Origin of the sequence: Pseudovibrio sp. Ad13 (assembly GCF_001623225.1) — a bacterium.
In the GTDB taxonomy this organism is placed as follows: domain Bacteria; phylum Pseudomonadota; class Alphaproteobacteria; order Rhizobiales; family Stappiaceae; genus Pseudovibrio.
On the sequence record NZ_LMCC01000002.1, the window covers coordinates 231,164 to 250,785 of the forward strand.

Annotated in this window: 13 protein-coding genes; 7 read left to right on the forward strand and 6 right to left on the reverse strand. The window is 51.8% G+C overall.

All coding sequences use genetic code 11. From position 1 onward, the window contains the following. Positions 1 to 28 precede the first annotated feature (28 nt). Entirely contained in the window at positions 29 to 2,971 is a 2,943-nt protein-coding gene (polA, locus tag PsAD13_RS01945; protein WP_084404615.1) for a DNA polymerase I, read from the forward strand. Positions 2,972 to 3,033: 62 nt separating this feature from the next. Here the strand turns inward: polA and PsAD13_RS01950 are convergent, their stop codons facing one another. Beyond that, positions 3,034 to 3,345, reverse strand: coding sequence for a hypothetical protein (locus PsAD13_RS01950; protein WP_063317135.1), 312 nt, complete (start codon positions 3,343 to 3,345; stop codon positions 3,034 to 3,036). Positions 3,346 to 3,947: 602 nt separating this feature from the next. Here PsAD13_RS01950 and PsAD13_RS01955 point away from each other — a divergent pair. Together PsAD13_RS01955 and PsAD13_RS01960 are read left to right on the forward strand one after the other, a co-directional pair. Continuing rightward, a complete protein-coding gene (locus PsAD13_RS01955; protein WP_063317136.1) occupies positions 3,948 to 5,318 on the forward strand; it encodes a hypothetical protein in 1,371 nt (456 codons plus the stop codon). 340 nt (positions 5,319 to 5,658) lie between these two features. Beyond that, entirely contained in the window at positions 5,659 to 5,931 is a 273-nt protein-coding gene (locus PsAD13_RS01960; RefSeq protein ID WP_063317137.1) for a hypothetical protein, read from the forward strand. Positions 5,932 to 6,251: 320 nt separating this feature from the next. On the opposite strand, the gene PsAD13_RS01965 is transcribed toward PsAD13_RS01960, so the two are convergent. From PsAD13_RS01965 to PsAD13_RS01975, 3 genes are all read right to left on the reverse strand, one after another. Next, positions 6,252 to 8,606, reverse strand: a complete 2,355-nt coding sequence (locus PsAD13_RS01965) for an amidohydrolase family protein (RefSeq protein WP_193777018.1) — start codon at positions 8,604 to 8,606, stop codon at positions 6,252 to 6,254. Positions 8,607 to 8,843: 237 nt separating this feature from the next. Next, complete coding sequence (locus PsAD13_RS01970; RefSeq protein WP_063317139.1) at positions 8,844 to 9,674, reverse strand: DUF3883 domain-containing protein; 831 nt, start codon at positions 9,672 to 9,674, stop codon at positions 8,844 to 8,846. A gap of 761 nt (positions 9,675 to 10,435) precedes the next feature. Then, positions 10,436 to 12,244 carry a M2 family metallopeptidase gene (locus tag PsAD13_RS01975; protein ID WP_206599757.1) on the reverse strand — a complete coding sequence of 603 codons (1,809 nt, stop codon included), beginning with the start codon at positions 12,242 to 12,244 and terminating at the stop codon, positions 10,436 to 10,438. Positions 12,245 to 12,960: 716 nt separating this feature from the next. Between PsAD13_RS01975 and aqpZ the strand changes: the two genes are divergently transcribed. Further along, the gene (gene aqpZ, locus PsAD13_RS01980) at positions 12,961 to 13,665 is read left to right on the forward strand and encodes an aquaporin Z (protein WP_057463164.1); all 705 of its coding nucleotides are present in this window, start codon (positions 12,961 to 12,963) and stop codon (positions 13,663 to 13,665) included. 235 nt (positions 13,666 to 13,900) lie between these two features. Beyond that, positions 13,901 to 15,976, forward strand: a complete 2,076-nt coding sequence (locus PsAD13_RS01985; protein ID WP_063317141.1) for a TonB-dependent receptor — start codon at positions 13,901 to 13,903, stop codon at positions 15,974 to 15,976. A 152-nt stretch (positions 15,977 to 16,128) separates the two neighbouring features. Here the strand turns inward: PsAD13_RS01985 and moeB are convergent, their stop codons facing one another. After that, on the reverse strand, positions 16,129 to 16,947 hold the full coding sequence (moeB, locus tag PsAD13_RS01990; protein ID WP_063317142.1) for a molybdopterin-synthase adenylyltransferase MoeB: 819 nt from the start codon (positions 16,945 to 16,947) through the stop codon (positions 16,129 to 16,131). A gap of 16 nt (positions 16,948 to 16,963) precedes the next feature. After that, positions 16,964 to 18,049 carry a heat-inducible transcriptional repressor HrcA gene (hrcA, locus tag PsAD13_RS01995; protein ID WP_057463266.1) on the reverse strand — a complete coding sequence of 362 codons (1,086 nt, stop codon included), beginning with the start codon at positions 18,047 to 18,049 and terminating at the stop codon, positions 16,964 to 16,966. A gap of 191 nt (positions 18,050 to 18,240) precedes the next feature. Between hrcA and rph the strand changes: the two genes are divergently transcribed. After that, on the forward strand, positions 18,241 to 18,960 hold the full coding sequence (rph, locus tag PsAD13_RS02000; RefSeq protein WP_084404617.1) for a ribonuclease PH: 720 nt from the start codon (positions 18,241 to 18,243) through the stop codon (positions 18,958 to 18,960). Beyond that, positions 18,960 to 19,601 (forward strand): RdgB/HAM1 family non-canonical purine NTP pyrophosphatase, encoded by a 642-nt coding sequence (rdgB, locus tag PsAD13_RS02005; protein ID WP_063317143.1) that lies wholly within the window; start codon positions 18,960 to 18,962, stop codon positions 19,599 to 19,601. Before rph ends, rdgB begins: the two co-directional genes overlap by 1 nt. Positions 19,602 to 19,622 lie beyond the last annotated feature (21 nt).

The following is a 19,622-nucleotide window of genomic DNA, read 5'->3' on the forward strand; positions in this document are numbered from 1 at the left end:
CCTCTTTCTTTGTCGGCCCAAGGCGGGCATGATCCCGCTCATGTCGACACAATCCATTGCACCAGCTCTCACAGAGAACGATCACCTCATCCTGATCGATGGCTCTACCTTCATTTTCCGCGCATATCATGCGCTGCCGCCGCTTACTCGCAAGCCCGACGGACTGCCCGTTGGCGCGGTTTCCGGCTTCTGCAACATGCTTTGGAAGATGATGCAGGAAGGCCCCACCAAAGAAACCGGTGACGAGCCAACCCACTTCGCCGTAATTTTCGATAAGTCCGGCAAAACGTTCCGCAACGATTTCTACCCGGAATACAAAGCCCACCGCCCGCCACCGCCGGAGGATCTGCGCCCACAGTTTGGCCTGATCCGTCAGGCAACGCGCGCGTTTGGCGTGCCTGCCATTGAGCAGCAGGGCTATGAGGCGGATGACCTGATCGCCACCTACGCCCGTCAGGCAGCCGCACAAGGCGCCCGCGTTACCATCGTTTCCGGCGATAAAGACCTGATGCAGCTTGTCACCGACAAGATCGGCATGGTCGACACCATGAAAAACAAGGTGATCGGCAAGCCAGAGGTCTTCGAAAAATTTGGTGTTGGTCCGGAAAAGGTCGTCGAAGTGCAGTCGCTGGCGGGCGATAGCGTCGATAACGTGCCCGGCGTCCCAGGCATCGGCCTCAAAACCGCCGCTCTGCTCATCAACGAGTTTGGCGATCTGGATAGCCTTCTGGCACAGGCCGACACCATCAAGCAGAAGAAGCGCCGCGAGAACCTCATCGAGTTCGCCGAGCAAGCCCGCATTTCCAAGCGCCTCGTGCAGCTGGAAGAGGCCGTGCCGGTTGAAACTCCGGTCGAAGATTTCACCGTGTGTGATGTGGATGGCGCGCAAGCAGTTGGCTTCCTCAAAGCCATGGGCTTCACCAGCCTCACCAAAAAAGTGGCAGATAAAACCGGCGCTGTGTTGGAAAACATTGAGCCGATTGAGCCTGTGATTGAAGGCTGGGAAAGCACTGCAAAACCGGCAGAACAAGCTGAGGATTCAGCGGGAGAACTTGAGGGTAAAGCATGGACCGCCGCCCCTCTGGCAGAGAAAGTTGCAGCTGAAATATCTGCGCTGCCTATAGATAATTCCGCATACGAAACAGTTTCTACCACTGAGCGCCTCAAAGAGTGGATAGCGGAAGCCTATGAAGTGGGCTATGTGGCTGTGGACACTGAGACAGATGCCCTCAACGCCATGGAAGCTGGCCTTGTTGGCGTTTCCCTCTCCTGCACTCCGGGCAAAGCCTGTTACATCCCGCTGGCCCATGTGGATGGCGAAGGCGATCTCTTCAGCGGCGGTGCGCTGCTGGAAGGTCAGATCCCGCTAAACGAAGCGGTTGCCCTGCTCAAGCCAATGCTGGAAGACCCGGCTGTCCTCAAAATCGCGCAGAACATGAAGTACGACTGGCTCGTGCTCAAACGTTACGGCGTGGAAATGGCGCCGTTTGACGACACCATGCTGCTCTCCTATGCGCTCGACGCGGGTATGGGCGGCAATGGCATGGATGAGCTCTCCCAGCGCTGGCTCAACCACACACCAATCCCGTTCAAGGAAGTGTGCGGCTCCGGCAAATCGCAGATCTCATTCGACAAGGTGCCGCTGGACAAAGCCACCTCCTATGCGGCGGAAGATGCAGACGTCACCCTGCGCCTCTGGAAAATCCTCAAACCACGCCTCGCTGCTGAGGAAATGACCGTGGTTTATGAGCGTCTGGAACGCCCGATGGTGGCAACGCTGGCCAAAATGGAGCGCCGCGGCATCTCCATCGACCGTCAAATGCTCTCTTTGCTCTCCGGCGAGTTTGCGCAAGGCGCAGCCGCGCTGGAAGCGGAAATCCACGATAAGGCTGGCGAAATCTTCAACGTCGGCTCGCCAAAGCAGCTGGGTGAAATCCTGTTTGGCAAAATGGGTCTGCCCGGCGGCAAAAAAACCAAAACCGGTGCTTGGTCCACTTCGGCTTCCGTGCTGGATGATCTCGCCGCGCAAGGTCATGAACTGCCTAGCAAAATTGTAGAGTGGCGCCAGCTCAGCAAGCTGAAATCCACCTACACTGACGCCCTGCCAAGCTTCATCAATCAGGAGACGGGCCGCGTCCACACCTCGTTCTCGCTGGCGTCCACCTCCACGGGCCGTTTGTCCTCCTCTGAGCCAAACATCCAGAACATCCCGATCAGAACCTCTGAAGGCCGCAAAATCCGTCAGGCGTTTATCTCTGGGAAGGGCAAAAAGCTCATTTCTGCCGATTACAGCCAGATCGAACTGCGCGTGCTCGCCCACATGGCCGATATTCCGCAGCTCAAACAGGCGTTTGCGGACGGGCTCGACATTCACGCCATGACAGCAAGCGAGATGTTTGGTGTGCCGATTGAGGGCATGGACCCAAGCGTTCGCCGCCGTGCAAAAGCCATCAACTTCGGCATCATCTACGGCATTTCCGCGTTCGGCCTTGCAAACCAGCTGGGCATTGGTCGTGGTGAAGCGGGCGACTACATCAAAACGTATTTTGAGCGCTTCCCGGGCATCAAAGAGTACATGGAAGAAACCAAAAAGTTTGTCCATGCAAACGGTTACGTCGAAACTATCTTTGGCCGCCGCGCCCATTACCCGGATGTAAACACCAAAAACCCGAACATGCGCCAGTTCTACGAGCGCGCAGCCATCAACGCCCCAATTCAGGGCTCAGCGGCAGATATCATCCGCCGTGCCATGGTGCGTATGGACGAGGTTCTGGAAACGGCAAATCTGGACGCGCAAATGCTGTTGCAGGTGCACGATGAATTGATCTTTGAACTGCCTGAGGATCAGGTGGACGAGACCAAAAAACTCGTCATCACCACCATGGAAAAAGCAACAGAACCCGCCCTCCAGCTCTCGGTCCCCCTCAAAGTGGAAGCCGAAGCCGCCACCAACTGGGAAGAGGCGCACTAGCGCTTCTGCATCCTGTCAGATCAGCCAGTCTCGGATTTTCGAGGCTGGCGCCTATTAAGTAGCTATTGGCGTTGCTTTTGCTGAGCTCTTTCCTGTCGAGCTTGTTTACCGCCTCTCGGAATGTGCTCACGTGTCGCCAGAACGGCTTTCACGTCCGCAAAGGCGAGTTTCCAGTTCTCTTCCGACTTGAAAGCAATAAGTCCGCTGGAGCGCACGGCTAGTTTTTCCTCGTTAGTCCAGTCAGCCTGCTCCTCGCATTCATGCAAACTTCTCAAAGCTTTAAGGCGAGTAAGAAGTGTTCCAGTATGCAAGCTTTGTAGTTGGTCGAATTGCAACGCTGAGACAGTTTTGAGTTCTGAAATGCCTATTGCCATAAGTGCTTTCACGTAATCATATGATTGTCGTTTAGGAAATACATCAGTTAGTTATTGGCCAGCGTCCGTTTTGCTCACTGTTGATATCGTAGATGTATGATGTTTCAAAGTCATACGACACCACCCCCCGGTGTCTTCCCGGCCCCCGAGCCAGGATCTATGGGGCTCCACCTCACGCTCTTATCGCCCACACTCCCCAGCAGCCACCTCATCAGCACCCTCACCAATGCCTTCACAAGCAACTCTGGATCCCGGATCATCGCTCCGCTTGTCCGGGATGACGTCAAAGGGCAAAGCAATCCCACACCTCAACACCGTCATCCCGCACTTGATGCGGGACCCAGCAAACCTCACGTGTTCTAAACGTTCAAGAAAACACACCCGTAAACAAAAGCCTCTCGGCGGCTCCGCACCACACCCTCTGATGATCATCCTGGCCACTGAGCCGGGATCTATGGGACAGCAACTACACTTTCAGCCAGATTTATCGTACTCGAGCCTGCATTCTCGACGGATACTCATATCAAAATTGCATGTAGAATAAACTTAAAGTTGTATGATTCGCGCGATGTAACGCGATGCTGAGAGTGGGCAGTACTCTGATGGAAACCGTTAACCTAGACACAGCAGTCAAGAAAATTGAAAGACTCAGCGAGCAGAAATTTTCATTTAATTTGTCTCTACCATACCCATTATTTGAGAAGAGAGAAAACAAGACAACAAAGCTTGTTGCAAGCTCAGACTCAAATGCGCCGATGCAAGGTGCAAGCCGTTGGTTTAAATATTCTTTTTCTGAGCCTGTATTTTTAACAGAGATTAGTGTCCTCACCGAGAAATACCATGGCATCGATAAGTTTGAATTTCGTTGGGTGTCTATTGATGGAGTAAAAGAAGAGCGAACTATACAAAGGGGAGATGACTCTGATTTCACTGCCCCAATTAATCAGTTAGTTTCGAGCATTGAGTTTAAACCGCCAAAGAAGTGGTTCACAGATGTAAAGATCCTGGCTGTCGATCTCCAAGGTTTCCAACAACATGAACTAAAAAAGTTTACTGCGCTGGTTGGCAATCTTGAGAGACGCAAAGATGAAATCCAATCGATATGTGAGCAAGCGCTAGAGAATGCGGAGCAAGCGAATGTAAAGATTAATAAGTTAAAAGCTGAAGAGGATGAGTTCGATAAAAAAATTAGTAATAAGAGCTCGGAAATTACAGACCTAAATAACAATATTGGTCGATTGACCGAGGAACGGAATGCTCTTTACGCAGACATAACGGCAAGGAAAAAGGAAGTTTCAGAGCTACAAGATCGCTTGAACCGGATTGGAGACAATATCGGAGTAAAAGAAAAAGAGCGGTCTGGATTGGAAACGGATATCAGTTCCGCTCATTCTGAGCTACGGGAACTAAAGAGTAACATCGATCTTTTTCCGGCCGAGATCAGCGAATTTGTCAATCAGGGTAGTAAAAACATCCTAACTTACCTCAAGCTTGCAGCTGTTCCAATTATTTTGCTAGTGGTCGTTACTGTTTTACTAGTTTCAAACGCTGCTAATTTGACGACTGTTCTTGATGAAAATGAAAATGCAATAATTTGGTCAATTTTGGTGACAAGATTGCCTTATGTTATTCTGGCATCAGGAATATTAACGGTCGCATACAAACTCACCAGCATATTTATTGCTGAAATAATGCGCATCAATCGGCAGCGCCTAAATCTTTCAAAGATCAGTATTATAGCAACCGATGTATCTAACTCTTCAGCTCATGGTCTTAATGGTCTCTCAGATGAACGGCTTGTTGAGATACGTACACAGTTGAAAATGGAGATGTTAAGAGACCATCTAAAAGAGTATCTTTCAGATGATTTTTCTCCATTCAAGGAAACATCGCAAAAAGAAGAAGTTCAAGATGTTGCCAACTCTAAGAAGAGCGAAGTGGGCGAAGAAAAGGACCTAGAAGAAGAGCAATGATGGCCATCGCGTTATCAAGTTAACCACCTCCTTCCCCCACCTGCAACAACTCCCCATTGACACCGCATGCATCTGCGGCCATCCTGTTTTTCGAGGCTTCACAACCTCTCTAAGACAGCGGTTACCGCTCCCGTCACTGGCGGATTTTTTGTGCCTGCTTTATAGGTAGCGCGCAAACCCTTTGCTATGAGCGGGAGGGCGGTGAATACAACACCTCCTTCGGGGGGGAATAAACTCGCCTGTCTGTCTTACAGGTTGTGAACCTCCCGCTCGCCAGCGGGCCATCACAAGCTCGTTGTCGCTGCGGTCCTTCAACACCCTAAAGACAGAGGGATTGAGAATGGACGACACCGCATGCGCATGTAGCGCCACAAACACGCTTCAAAACGAAATTGACGAAGTCATCATAGCCGTCTCGGATTTGGAAAATCTGGCTTATATGCAGCAATTAGTGCTGAATGAGCGGATGCAGGAATGCCGGGAACGCGATGCTTTGTTCACTCTGCAACAAGCCTTACGCGACCGACTGGAAGCATTAAGAAAGACCTGCGGAATACTGGAGCGGGTCGCCCATCCGCAGCCAATAAAATCCAAAATATCGCTTCTTGAATAAGCCAGTCTTTGCCTGAAACTTAAACAGGCAAAACGGCTTAATCCCATCACGCGCGCAAAACCGGGTGTTCCAACCACCCGCCCGTGCGCACTCACGCACTGTGCCTTTCGATGCTCCGGCGATCTCACAACACCCCGTGTCATCGCCCGTGCACACAGCACAAAATGAGCATCCTGCTGGCCTGCGGCCGGGCAACTAAGCCCGCAGGTCAGCGCCTTGGTAAATATGACCCTAGCAGCACCAACAGGTGCGAACTATTCCCCGGATCTAAGGAGCCACAGCACCTGAGCTTGAGGCGAGCCATACTCTGCGCAAACCTATCAGTCGGTTATCTTGATCTTTCCGCAGGACTCACCAGAAAAACTCTTTGGCTTCCACTGCTTACCTGCCAGATACGTGTAGCAAACCTTGATCTTGTTGATGGCGACACTGCTGTTCACGTCGCTATCTGCATCAAGCGGGTTCCTGTCGAGTATGACCAGATCAGCCACTTTGCCCTGCTCCAGCGTGCCAACCTTGTCATCAATCAGCGTTTGCTCGGCTGCAACGGCGGTGATGCCCTTCAGGTTCTCATAGATGGACCGGCCATCCCGGTTTCCAGCCCACTTGCTGTCAGGCATATCTTTGACCTGACTGCCCTTGATATCTGGATAGACCCAGGTGTTGCGAGTGACCATCTGCTCAACATACCAAAGCGGATTCACCGGTGCGATTGGCGCATCACTGTGCAGCGTGAAGGGGATGTTATCGCGAACATCCAACGTGGTGGCATCCAACGTCGGCGCCCGCCCGTTAGGGTCTCCATCCGCACCTAAATTATTGAGATCCTTACCATCCAGCAGGCTAACAAACCCGCCACCCCAATACCCGACATGACCGGTAAGGTGTGACACGATGAAATTCAGAGGAAGGCCTCCCTCGTTTTTGCAATGCACCCGCCTTGCAACTTTGGTCAGCTCCCACAAATACTGCGCAACTGAACTGGGTGAAGTTGCAGGATCCCCTCCAACAGTCACGTGAATAAGCGTCACAGGATACTCGTTGCACCGCCCGGTACTCAGCCCCAATGTGGTGATCGCAACGGCCTTGATCGCCTTGTCGCCATTGGTGTGGATTTGAATAGGCCAGCCTTTGCTCCAGAAGGGCTGCAAAGCCGCCAGAAAGCTTCCATCCCCTCCGGCAATCTTGCTCAAATCCGGCTCTCCATCATTATCCGGCATAAAGAACTGGTAGTTCGCGCCATGCGAGCCGGTAACGGCAGTCTTCTTGCCATTCTCCTCATCCACGCATATGCCATTTATGTTGTAACCCTGAGTGAGATAAGCCGAGCACCCCTGCGTTGAACCATCCGCCCAGAACTTGATGCCCGTCGCACCGTAGCGGCCCTGCGTGTTCTTTATCAGCGTGGTTTTGCTCAAAACCTCGTCAGGCCACAAAGACGTCATCTCCGCCTCGGCAATCTCAACCGCTGTTTTACTATGCTCACTGGGATCAATCGCCGTAGCCGAAATAAGCGTACGAATACGGAACGGAGTGGTGAAATTGCCAGCCTCATCTTGATGCAGCGCAACGTCTTTGTTGAACTGAATGATAGGAACAGTGAAGCCACCACCATTCACAATGGTCGTGACGCCAGCCGCCGCAATCTTTTCAACCACCGGAGCAACGGCCTTGAGGCCTTCTGCGTAATCCATGAAGAAGAAGGGGCTACTGGCAGGCACTCCTGCCATCTCTTGAATTTTCGCAACAAACGGCCTGTAAGCCGCTTCCTCCTGCAATAAGCCGGAGTAATAGGCGTTCCCGTCCTGACCAGTATAAACCTCCCATTTGCCAAGAGGGTCTGGCGCAGGCATGTCCTTGTTCCTGTTTATCTCCGGCCCACAAGGCCAGGCAGTGCAAATGTTGGCAGCAACAAACGCATTCCCATTGACATAGGCAACGTGTTCGGACTGATCCAGAATAAGCACAGGATGTTCATCTGCGCCCTCAACACTCTCACTGATTTCCTCGGCGGGATGGGAGCGGAAAGCAACAACGCGCTGGATCTCATCTGGCGTGACACCAAACCGTGAAGGATCAATGCCATTTCCCACAATCCAGGCCTGCTTTGTGGGCGTCCCATCCGGCGCAAAAGGCACCCAGCGATTGGTTGCACTGTTCAGGACATTCCAGGTCCATTCAAAACCAGTCTCAATACTGCCATCATATTTGCAAACGGTTTTGTCTTTAAAACGCGGGTCAACCTGGTTGTCATAGGTGCGGTAGCTGTAAGGTTCTGGCAAACAAGGAGAAAGGTCAGCAACCGCAGCATAGTTCACCACAAGCGGCATATGCATATGTGGCTCAATAAAGCCGGGCATTAAGGTTGCTCCACCCAAATTGACCTTGGTGACAGCGCTGTCGGATAAATAGGTTTGGTAGTCTTTGTCCGACTTGAAGATCTCAGAGATTTCGCCATTTCGAACAATCAGCGCTTTGACTGTTTTGCGTCGATCCGCCTTCTCATCGGCCATTGTCAGAATATCGCCGCCATAAAAAAGCGTTTGCGGCTCAGCCTGCGCCTGAGAGAGTGTCATCATCAAAACTACTGGGGCACAGGCGACCAAAAACGATGCCCGCCGTTTGACCGTGCTGCCTCTATGCCTGGCAGTTGGAAAGCAGATGGATGCAAGCATGAAAACCAAATCTCCAATTGATGACAAACACATAATTGCCATTGGAGATTGTAATCTGATGTACGCTGATCCCTGATTTCAGCCAACCCGCCGCAAGTTCCAAGCTTGCCTTACAAAATCTAACCCAAGCCCTCCACAAATAAGCTTTTCTCTAAAGAAAGCCTTATGTTTTAGGTCTACTTACTTGCTCAGCCGACCAACCTATAACAAACGGAAAAAAGCATAGGAGCAGCCTCTTTATTCGGGAACTGCTTTGTAAACCGCAGGCTTCAGCGAGAGGTTTTGCTCCAGAGGCGATCGCAGCTCGAAACAAGCAGGTTCCTCAGAGAAATTGTAGACACGGACAAGCACAAACTTCTCCGGCTCATCCTCCGCAAATCTCAGTTCATTCTCGGAGATGTAAAATGGTGTTTGCCGCCCACCATTTGTGGTCTTCACCTCAATGAGCCGCTCAGTACCGTCGGTTTCATAAGAGCGGATGTCATACCCAAGCCCATCGCCTTCCTTTTCAGAAGCCCAAATGACTTTCTCGGTTAAGTCAGTTCTTCCAGCTTTCTTCAGCCGTTGTTGCTCAAGTTGAACAACATATGCCTCACCTAGCTTGCCAAGTTCCCGATTGCTCGCATCCCGCTCCGCATAATCCAGCTTTTGCGCCCGACGAACCATATTGCGAGGCTTGGTGAGCTCAATCGTCGAAGCTTGGGACGGTGGCGGAGCGATGTACTCCTCGGGTCCTTCATCAAGCTCCAGCCGTGTTTCTGGAACTTGCTGCAAGTCCTCCTGTTGTCGTGCATCTAAGTGCCGTTGAACTGCATCTTTGAGAGATTTTTGATAATGTTCGGCTGGACTGAGGCCAGTGATCCATAGTTGATTGCGGTCTTCCAGAATAGCACTTACATTCTGCTGTTTCCGTCCAATGGCTTTCACCGACCTTGGAATAGAGCGCGCAAGTTCTCTCTGCCGAGCAGCCTTATTGAAACTCTGACCTTGAAGCCCCAACTTCAGCATTTCAAAATACTCAGCGACAAGAAGATCATTCTCCTCGTCTGTCCAATCATCTGCGCCCATGAAAATCTCAAATCAAACATTGTTTGAATTGAAGTTAGCACGTTCATTCTACAACCTTAAGTAGGCTTATGAGCCTTATCTCTCATCCCTCATATAAAGCTCGTGGGGCAATCCATCCTCTGTGAAGACTTTGCAATAGCGAAAGCCTGCGCATTGAGAGCAGTGGAGTGCAGAGGTGTTTTCGGGTCGGTGACCAACGCAAAAGAACTGATCCTCAACGCAGACAAGCGGCTTCACATGCTCAACTGCAGCATTCAGCATGACTGTTCCTAGTTGTTGGCCTAGGGAAGCAGGATCGCCGATGTAGTAATCGAAGCTAACACCAGCTGTTATGCCAATTGTACCAATGCCGTACTCTGGAAAGTCGCGGTTCAGATACCATTGCAGATAACCGAAGGGCGCGCCGTTAAGCTCCGCGATCAGGCAGTTGGTTGGATGGTTGTTCGAAACGCGGCACGCATAGCGCTCTGTTACTTGCTCAAGCGTGCTGGGCTCACGCTCATAAAAGGGCCGCAGATGGGGTTGGTTGAGTCATTCATGCAATAAAGGCATGTCCGAGACGGTAAGGGCCCTCATTTGAACAGTGATGCTTTGCGCCTCGCTCATGACCAATGCCTCCGTTTTCCCTGCGTTCAAAACTCTAGCCCATCCAAACTTGCTCCAACAGGCCCCAGACAAAACAAACCCCGCCATAAAGACGGGGTTTGATAATATCCGGCGGACTTGTAGGGCATCAAGGCCGGCAGGATTACCTTGCTGGTCTACCAGCCGCAGGATTTGCCAGAATTTTGCTCGTCCAGATAAGCTTGGAGTGGAGCAAAATATTCTAAAATAGCTGTCGCGTCGGCTTCCCGGCTTCCGGTGAAGGCCTCCAGGCTGTCCTGCCATGGAAGCGCAGCGCCTGTTTCCAACATCGCGTTGAACTTCTCGCCAACTTCCTTGTTGCCATAGATGGAGCACGCCGCCAGCGGTCCTTCCCATCCGGCAAGGCGACAAGCCTCACGGTAAAACTGGAACTGGAAGATGTGCGCCAGGAAATAGCGAGTGTACGGCACGTTGTTTGGAATGTGGTACTTGGCACCCGGATCAAACGCATCCGCAGCACGGTCAACCGGAGCCGCAACACCTTGATACTTCTCGCGAAGGTCCCACCAGCCATCGTTATAGGTGTCTGGAGTCAGCTCACCGTTAAACACCTTCCAGCGCCACTGGTCCACCAGCAAGCCAAATGGCAGAAACGCGATCTTGTCCAGCGCCTGAGCCAACAGGATGTTGGTGTTGACCTCTTCTGAAGCATCAAGCGGCAGAAGGCCTATCTGCTTCAGGTACTTAGGCGTAATGGACAGGCTCACCATGTCGCCAATCGCTTCATGGAATCCGTCGTTCGGATCATCCTGATACATCGGCGATTGGTGATTATAGGCGCGCTGGTAGAAGTTGTGACCCAGCTCGTGGTGGACGGTATTGAAATCCTCACCCGTCACCTCGGTGCACATTTTGATGCGCAGGTCATCCTTGCCATCCACATTCCAGGCAGATGCATGACACTGCACATCACGATCACGCGGTTCGGTAATCAATGAGCGCTCATAAAACGTCTCAGGCAGCGGGTCAAAGCCAAGCGAGGTGAAGAACCCTTCCGCCGTTTTCACCATTCTGAGCGGAGTATAGTTCTGTTCTTCCAGCAACTTGGTCAGGTCGTAGCCTTGCTCGTCTCCATCAGCAGCGACAAGCGGATAGATGTTGCCCCAGGATTGAGCCCACATATTACCCAGCAAATGCGCAGGAATTGGCCCGTCGGCAGGCACTTTATCGGCTCCGTAATGATCCGCCAGCTTATCGCGAACATAACAATGCAAGCTGTCGTAAAGCGGCTTCACTTCACCCCAGAGGCGATCAACGTCCTGTCGAAAATCATCCGGATCCATGTCGTATTTGGAGCGCCACATGGAGCCTGTGTCTTTAAAGCCAAGCTCGCTTGAGCCCTGGTTGGCGATGCCGACCATCTCTGTGTACATGTCCTTCATCGGCGGAGAGACAGTGCGCCAGCCTTTCCAGACTTCCAACAGCTTATCGTAATCACGACTTGTTGCCATGATGCGGCTGAGCTTGGAAAGAGACAGCGCCTCGCCATCAATCTCATACTTGCCTGTGCCGTAAATGGTTTCCATCTCGGTATTGATCTGCGCAAGCTTCTTGATCTTGGCAGGGTCATTCTCAGGGGCAGGCAACGTTAGGTTCAGCTTCAAAAGCTTCATTTTCCGAGCAAGGTCTGGCGGAAGGTCAAGGCCGTCATACTGCTTGGTCTGATTGGCAAGAGAAACGTAGAGCTTCGTGGTGCGCTCCGACATCAGCGCATTCAGCCAGTTGGTGTCATAGGTGATGAAATTGGCATTCACCCAGGCAACGCGGCCCGCTTCCTCTCCGATCTCCTGAATGGCTTCTTCAGAGGTTTCAATAAACGTTCTCGCATCCTCAACGCTGACTTTCTTCTCGGCGTCAGCCTGTGCTGAACTCAGCGGAATGAGAGCGAGTGAAAGTGCGGGCAATACAGATAACAACCGCTTCAAGGCAGCCTCCCCAACCATGCATATTTTAGAGATTCCAGATGCATTTCTAATGCATAATCTCTCTGTTATGCCGTTACGGTAAGGGTTTTATCCTGTAAGTCTAGCCCGTTTCATCGCGATATTTCTCCTATTTTGGAGTGATCTAGCAAAATTATTGCATTAGCAATTTAGAAGAATCTTCAACACTGAGCCCGTTTCACGCACATAGCTGCAATGCCTGAAACGGTATAATGATTGCGTTTTAAAACGACATTTTGAGTAAGTGCCAGCCCTCCTTGCGAGTCGAGGCGAACTTCATGTCGTTCTATCTCCAGAAGCTGTTCGCTCTCCATTTGACACCAGATGATGACAAAGAAAACGAAGCTTCTGCTCTGGCAACGGTTCAAACATTCACCGTGGTGTTTAGTACCCGCTCTGGCTGGCCTCATTGCCAATTCAGCCTTTTGGCTCTTCTCCAGTTTCGCGGTCTTTGGCATTCTCGGCATATTCAGCACATGCAAAATCACCAATTGGCATGCATGTGCCGAGCTGAAAGAGGCTGAGGCACATTTCTAACCATATGAAGAAAAAAGAAGTTCCGCCTCCATTCATGCTAGTGCCCTCCTAAAGATCTAGCAATGCATGCTTAAGGCAATCGTTAGATTTCTGGTTACCCTAAACGTAAGTTAGAAATCTCACTGTGATACCTCCCTCAAATCAATATGAGGAGAAGTGTCATGTTGAGGAAACTAGGCGCAGAATTTGTAGGAACCTTTGCTCTGGTCTCCGCTGTGTGCGGCGGGGCATTGGTGTCCTATGCACCGGTTGAATGGTATGGCGGATCTGGCTTGCTGGGCGTTGCCTTTGCGGTTGGTCTTTCCGTTGTCTGTATGGCTTACGCGTTCGGCAATGTGTCAGGTGCTCATTTCAATCCATCGGTGACCATCGGCCTTTGGGCTGCAAAACGGTTCCCAACCTCAGATGTGGTCCCCTACATCATCGCGCAGGTGATTGGCGGCACAACAGCAGCCTTTGTATTCTGGATCATTCTCGCCCATGGCCCGGGCGACCCTCCGGGCTTTGCTTCCAACGGTTATGGAGAGCATTCCAACGGCGGCTTTTCTGAAATTGCGGTCGGCATTACCGAAATCACAGTCACAGCGCTGTTCCTGATTGTTATTATTGGTGCAACCTCCAAAAAAGCACCCGCAGCTCTCGCTCCGCTTGCCATCGGCCTGATGCTGACATGCATGCACATCATCGCGATCCCCATCTCGGGCGCATCTTTAAACCCGGCTCGGTCCACAGCAACAGCGATTGTCAACGGTGGTTGGGCACTGGACCAGCTTTGGTTGTTCTGGCTGGCGCCAATAGTTGGAGCGCTCATCGGAGCGGCAGTCTGCTGGATCATCGGCACCTGTGGTCGTGAGGAAACAGATTAACCAACGGAGATGCAATCGTTTTTTGGCCTCCTTCGCAATTAGGAACCTGCGAAGGAGGCTTTTCTGATGAATGCACTCAATCCCCAGCTAGGGAAAGACCCTCAATTTAAAACTTGACTATTATATTCATGTTTATAAAACACGGATAGAAACAACGTTTGCAGAACGCAAACACAAGCTAGCCAAAGCAGCGTCTCAGCCAGCCACTCCCAAAAAAATTCAGACTGAGGCGACCATGTCCATTTCGCGCTATTCCCGTGCGGCCCTCCTGGCCAGCACAACCCTCTCGCTCGCCCTGATTTCTGCGGCTGTTTCAGCGCAGGAAGCTACACAGCCTGTTGCAGCCGACAGCCCTGCGACCATGCTGGATGAAATCATTGTTTCAGCAGGTAAAGAGAAGGTGGCGATTGATACACCTCAGGCTGTGACTTCAGTCTCTCAGGAGCAAATTGAAGCAGCCCAAGCAAGCACATTGGGTGAGATCCTCGATGCGGTCCCGGGGATCACCACTATAAATGCTGACAATGCGCTGGGGCAGTCCATCAATATTCGCGGCATCGGCTCTGCTCTCGGTTCCGGTGAAAATCGTAATATCATTCAAGTGGATGGCGTCACCTCCTACTTCGAGATGTACCGTGCTGGCTCTTTCTTCTTCGATTCTGAATTGCTTAAGGAAGTCGAGGTTCTACGTGGACCGGCTGCCTCCACATTGTTCAGCGCAGGCGCGATTGGTGGCGTGGTCAGTGCGCGCACGAAAGATGCTAGCGATTTGTTGGAGGGAGATGACAAACTGGCCGTCCGCACCAAAGCCATGTGGGACTCGAACGGCAATGGTGCGCGAAGCACAGTTACAGTCGCCGCCCGACCACTGGAAAATCTGGAGCTATTGGTCAACCTGAACTATGGCCGTGATGGAGATTATGAGGGCGCTGATGGTGCAGACCTCGGCAACTCCCGCATGACAGATCTCTCGGGCCTCGCCAAGCTGAAATACAGCTTCGGTGTCGATAACGATCAATCTCTTACTGCAAGCTATTTCAACGTCAATAAGTCTGGGTATGGCCTATATGACCAGACAACCTTTAGTCCCGGATTTGGTTATGCGGACCAAACAACAAGCGAACAACAGGCATTGCTTGCTTATGAAACCGTTTTTTCTGGCAATGATTTGTTGGATGTAAAAGCGCAGGTATCCTGGAGCCAGACCAAGCGTGATTTGGATGATATTACGTTCCGCGCAGGTCCTGGTGCTCCTTTGGGAACTGAAGCTGAGTACGTCTACAACAACTGGCAGGCAAAACTGGAAAACACATCGGAATTTCGGCTTTCCGAAGGTGTACAGACATACTTCACCTATGGGGTGGAAGGGAAATATCAGGAGCGCCTCAACCCGCGTCTGAATCCGGATGGAAGTTCAACGCCGGGCTCCTCATCGCATCCAGAAGGTGAAACACACACTCTTGGTGTGTTCGGGCAGGCTGAGTTTGTAATTCATGACCGCCTTACACTCATTCCTGGAATGCGTGTTGACCATTCTCGCCTGAAGCCGGGGACTGGCGTGGCTCTGCGTAAAGATCTGGATGAGACGGCTTATTCTCCAAAACTTGCGGCAATTTATGAGCTGACAAACTGGCTGAATGTCTTTGGTTCTGTTGCACACACAGAACGCATGCCAGTTTTGGATGAAGTTTTCTCGGGTGATGGCTTTGCCGATCTCGGAAAAGAAAAATCTAACAATTTTGAAGCTGGCTTAGGCTTTAAATTCAATGACGTATTGTTGGAAAATGATAACCTTCGCTTCAAAGTAACGGGCTTTTACAACAGCATCGACAATTACCTCTATTCCTCTCGCGATCATGCAACGGGCAAGACAATCACAACTGCTATTGATGAGGCGCGGATCAAAGGCATCGAATTAGAAGCAGGTTATTCCTCTGACAGCTGGTACGGCAATCTGGGTGCTTCAGTCACACGGGGTGACAACCTTTCTGATGATGAATATCTGGATAGCGTAGCGGCAGATAATCTTTTCCTTTCAGTAGGATATAAGATTGCCGACTATAATCTGGATGTTTCCTGGCGCTCTGATTTATACGCAGAACAGGACCGCGTGAACGAATCTGACGATGCTTCGCCAGGTTATGCGCTGCACAGTGCGCGTTTAGCCTGGAAGCCTGAAGATGGATTCCTTGCAGGCTCAGAAGTGCGCGCTAGCGTGACTAATATCTTCGATCAGAAACACACAGCGCATCTGAGTGAAACCGAAGGCAAAGGTCGGTCCTTCAAGCTTAGCTTGGCGAAAACGTTCTAAGCCTCACGGTGGCGCGCTGTAATTGCAGCGCGTCTGGCAATGCTGGTGAGACAGGTTTGCCTGAATGAGGCTAGGCCTTCTGTGGCGGAAAGGCCGGGATCGGCGGGGAAGAAATTCTCCGCCGTTTTCTTTTGTAACTCAATTTCGCTGGATCAGCCGTGCTCAATTTCCAGCATTTCACTCCATGTTTTTGGGGTGTCGCCGTTGAGCGGGTTCTTTGCAGAGCGTTTGTACTTGATGGTTTCAAAATGCATGCTCAGTGTGTCTGCCAGCAACATGCGCCCAACCAGACCTTCACCAAACCCAACGATTTCCTTGATCACCTCAAGCGCCTGCAATGTGCCAACCAGGCCTGTCAAAGCACCCAAAACACCCGCCTCTGTGCAGGTCGGGATGGAGCCAGCCTCAGGGCGTTTGGGGAACAGGCAGCGATAAGTTGGGTTGATGTAGTTGCCCTCATCATCGCGCTCAAATGGTTTCAGTAGCGTAACAGAGCCGTCAAACTGGCCCACAGCAGCCGTAACCAAAGGGCGGCCAGCATAAAAGCACGCATCCGAAACGAGGTAACGGGTAGCAAAGTTATCAGAGCCATCAACCACGATATGGTAATCGTTGATCAACGCCATGGCATTTTGCCCACTAATGCGTGTCGGATGCGGAACAACGCGCACATTCGGGTTCAGTCGGGCAATTGCCTCTGCCGCACTGGCAACCTTAGGCTCGCCAAGTTTTTCCGTGTCATGGATGATCTGACGCTGAAGGTTAGACAGCGAAACAACGTCATCATCAACAATACCAATGGTGCCAACGCCAGCCGCCGCCAGGTATTGCAGAACCGGCGCACCAAGCCCCCCTGCTCCAATCACCAAAACACGCGCAGCTTTTAGTTTTTGTTGTCCCGGGCCACCAACATCCCGCAGGACGATGTGGCGGGCATAACGTTCCAGTTCAGAAGCTGTAAGGGAAAGCAATTGGGACTCCAGTAGTTTAGCCGAGCATGCGGCTCACCAGTCGGGCTGTGTAATCCACCATGGGAATGACACGCGCATAATTGAGGCGAGTCGGCCCGATAACACCAAGAACGCCCACAACGCGCTGTTCACTATCGCGGTATGGAGACACGATCAAGGAAGAACCGGAAAGCGAGAACAGCTTGTTTTCTGAGCCGATAAAAATACGTACGCCCTCACCGCCCTTGGCAAGATCAAGTAGGCGGATCAGCTCACTCTTGTTCTCCAAATCATCAAACAGCAGGCGAATGCGCTCCAGATCTTCCTTCGCACCCACATTTTCAAGCAGATTGGAACGACCACGCACGATAAGCGTACCCGGATCGTTTTTATCTCCCCCCCAAACGGCAACACCTGCATCCACCACTTTGGATGTCAACGTATCCAGCTCGGCCTGAAATTCGTTTCGCTGCCGAACAAGTTCAGATTGCGCATCAGCTAGCGTGCGGTTTCTGATGATGGAGTTGAGGTAATTCGAGGCCTCTGTCAGTGCAGAGGGTGGCAAACCAGCAGGTAGATCGACAACGCGATTTTCAACCGAACCGTCTTCACTCACCAGCACAACAAGCGCTTTAAGCGGTTCAATCTGCACAAACTCGATATGGCGAAGGGTGGTGTCCGTCTTGTTGGAAAGAACAACCCCCGCCCCGCGGCTCAAACCAGATAACATCTGACTGGCTTCGGTCAGGACCTGTTCTGGTGTTTTCTCGCCACCTTTAGCCTTCACCTGAACCGCAATCTGCTCGCGCTCTTCCTTGGTCAGATCGCCTACTTCCAAAAAACCGTCCACGAACAGACGAAGACCGGACTGCGTCGGCAATCGTCCAGCACTGGTGTGTGGAGAGTAGAGCAGCCCATGGTGCTCCAAATCCGCCATTACGTTGCGAATAGAGGCAGGAGACAGAGGCTGCGAAAGCCCACGTGCCAGGTTGCGAGACCCTAACGGTTCGCCGGTATCAAGGTAGTTCTCGACAATGCGCCGGAAGACCTCACGAGAACGCTCATCAAGATCCTCAAGAGGGACAGAAGGAGGAACGCTCGTCACGGTATCGGTACTCCACATCAACAGCAGGTTTGGGCCAAAGCCTGTATTCAATCCCTAACACAGGACAATTGAACAGCCAAAACTCATTTTTAGCAGAAAATAGCCTCTCAAACCAAAACCAGCCTTTGCGCTAACGGCAATCCGCAGCTAAAAGATCCGCAATACCATTTGTGAATTTGTAGCTATTAAGCAACCCGAGGGAGCTTGCCTTGAACCGTCCATCCAAACGTACACCAGAAGAAATGCGTCCAGTCAGCCTGGAGCGCGGTGTTGCCAAACATGCCGAAGGCTCCTGCCTGATCAAATTCGGCGATACCCATGTTCTGTGTACCGCAAGTTTGGAAGAGCGTGTTCCGCCGTGGCTCCGTGGTCAGAACCGTGGCTGGGTAACTGCAGAATACGGCATGCTGCCACGCGCAACCCACGACCGTATGCGCCGTGAATCCTCCGCAGGCAAGCAGTCTGGCCGTACTCAGGAAATCCAGCGCCTCATCGGCCGCTCTCTGCGTGCTGTTGTTGATCTGGGTGCACTGGGCGAGCGTCAGATCTCCGTTGACTGTGATGTTATTCAGGCAGATGGCGGCACCCGTACAGCATCCATCACCGGCGCATGGGTCGCTCTGCACGACTGTCTGAAATGGATGGAAGCGCGCGACATGGTCAAAACCGATAAGGTTCTCAAAGACCACATCGCAGCGATCTCCTGCGGCATCTATGAAGGTATTCCGGTTGCTGATCTGGATTACATCGAAGACTCCTCTGCTGACACTGACGCAAACTTCGTCATGACTGGCAAAGGCGGCATTGTTGAAATTCAGGGTACTGCTGAAGGTGAGCCATTCTCCGAAGAAGAACTCGGCCAGCTCATGGGTCTTGCAAAACAGTCCATTTCCAAACTGGTTGAATTGCAGAAGCTGACGGTGCTCTGATGCAGGCAGACACAACAGAAAACCGCCGCCTGGAACCTGGCAAGCTTGTGCTTGCCAGTCACAACAAGGGCAAGCTGCGCGAAATTCAGGACATGCTGGCACCGCATGGCTTTGAAGTTCTCTCTGCTGGTGATCTGGATCTGCCAGAGCCAGTGGAAGATGGCGACACGTTTGAAGCAAACGCTGCGATCAAAGCACTTGCTGCGGCAACAGCCACTGGCCTGCCTGCCCTTGCAGATGACAGCGGTTTTTGTGTAAACGGCCTCAACGGTGATCCGGGCATCTACTCCGCACGTTGGGCCGGGCCAGGTAAAGACTTCGGCGTGGCCATGCAGGCCGTGCAGGACAAGTTGACCGAAACGAACGCTACAGACCGGACCGCTTACTTCGTTGCTGTGCTGTGCATGGCATGGCCGGATGGGCACACTCAGTTCTACCGTGGTGAAATCCATGGCGATCTGGCATGGCCTCCGCGCGGTCTGGAAGGCTTCGGCTACGACCCAATGTTCGTTCCGGAAGGTTTCGACAGAACCTTCGGTGAGATGGACAAGCAAGAAAAACACAAAACAAAAGAAGGCGAAGCGCTGTCACATCGCGCCCGCGCCTTTGTTAAGTTTCAAAAAGAGTGTTTGCCAGCGTAATACGTGTTCCCGAAAAGTGAA

Excerpts from the sequence above, each read along its gene's own strand:
- PsAD13_RS01955 (WP_063317136.1), top strand. The coding sequence starts at position 3,948 with ATGGAAACCGTTAACCTAGACACAGCAGTCAAGAAAATTGAAAGACTC.
- PsAD13_RS01970 (WP_063317139.1), bottom strand. The coding sequence starts at position 9,674 with ATGGGCGCAGATGATTGGACAGACGAGGAGAATGATCTTCTTGTCGCT.
- hrcA (WP_057463266.1), bottom strand. The coding sequence starts at position 18,049 with ATGTGGAGTACCGATACCGTGACGAGCGTTCCTCCTTCTGTCCCTCTT.
- PsAD13_RS01985 (WP_063317141.1), top strand. The coding sequence starts at position 13,901 with ATGTCCATTTCGCGCTATTCCCGTGCGGCCCTCCTGGCCAGCACAACC.
- aqpZ (WP_057463164.1), top strand. The coding sequence starts at position 12,961 with ATGTTGAGGAAACTAGGCGCAGAATTTGTAGGAACCTTTGCTCTGGTC.
- PsAD13_RS01950 (WP_063317135.1), bottom strand. The coding sequence starts at position 3,345 with ATGGCAATAGGCATTTCAGAACTCAAAACTGTCTCAGCGTTGCAATTC.
- PsAD13_RS01960 (WP_063317137.1), top strand. The coding sequence starts at position 5,659 with ATGGACGACACCGCATGCGCATGTAGCGCCACAAACACGCTTCAAAAC.
- polA (WP_084404615.1), top strand. The coding sequence starts at position 29 with ATGATCCCGCTCATGTCGACACAATCCATTGCACCAGCTCTCACAGAG.
- rdgB (WP_063317143.1), top strand. The coding sequence starts at position 18,960 with ATGCAGGCAGACACAACAGAAAACCGCCGCCTGGAACCTGGCAAGCTT.
- PsAD13_RS01965 (WP_193777018.1), bottom strand. The coding sequence starts at position 8,606 with ATGCTTGCATCCATCTGCTTTCCAACTGCCAGGCATAGAGGCAGCACG.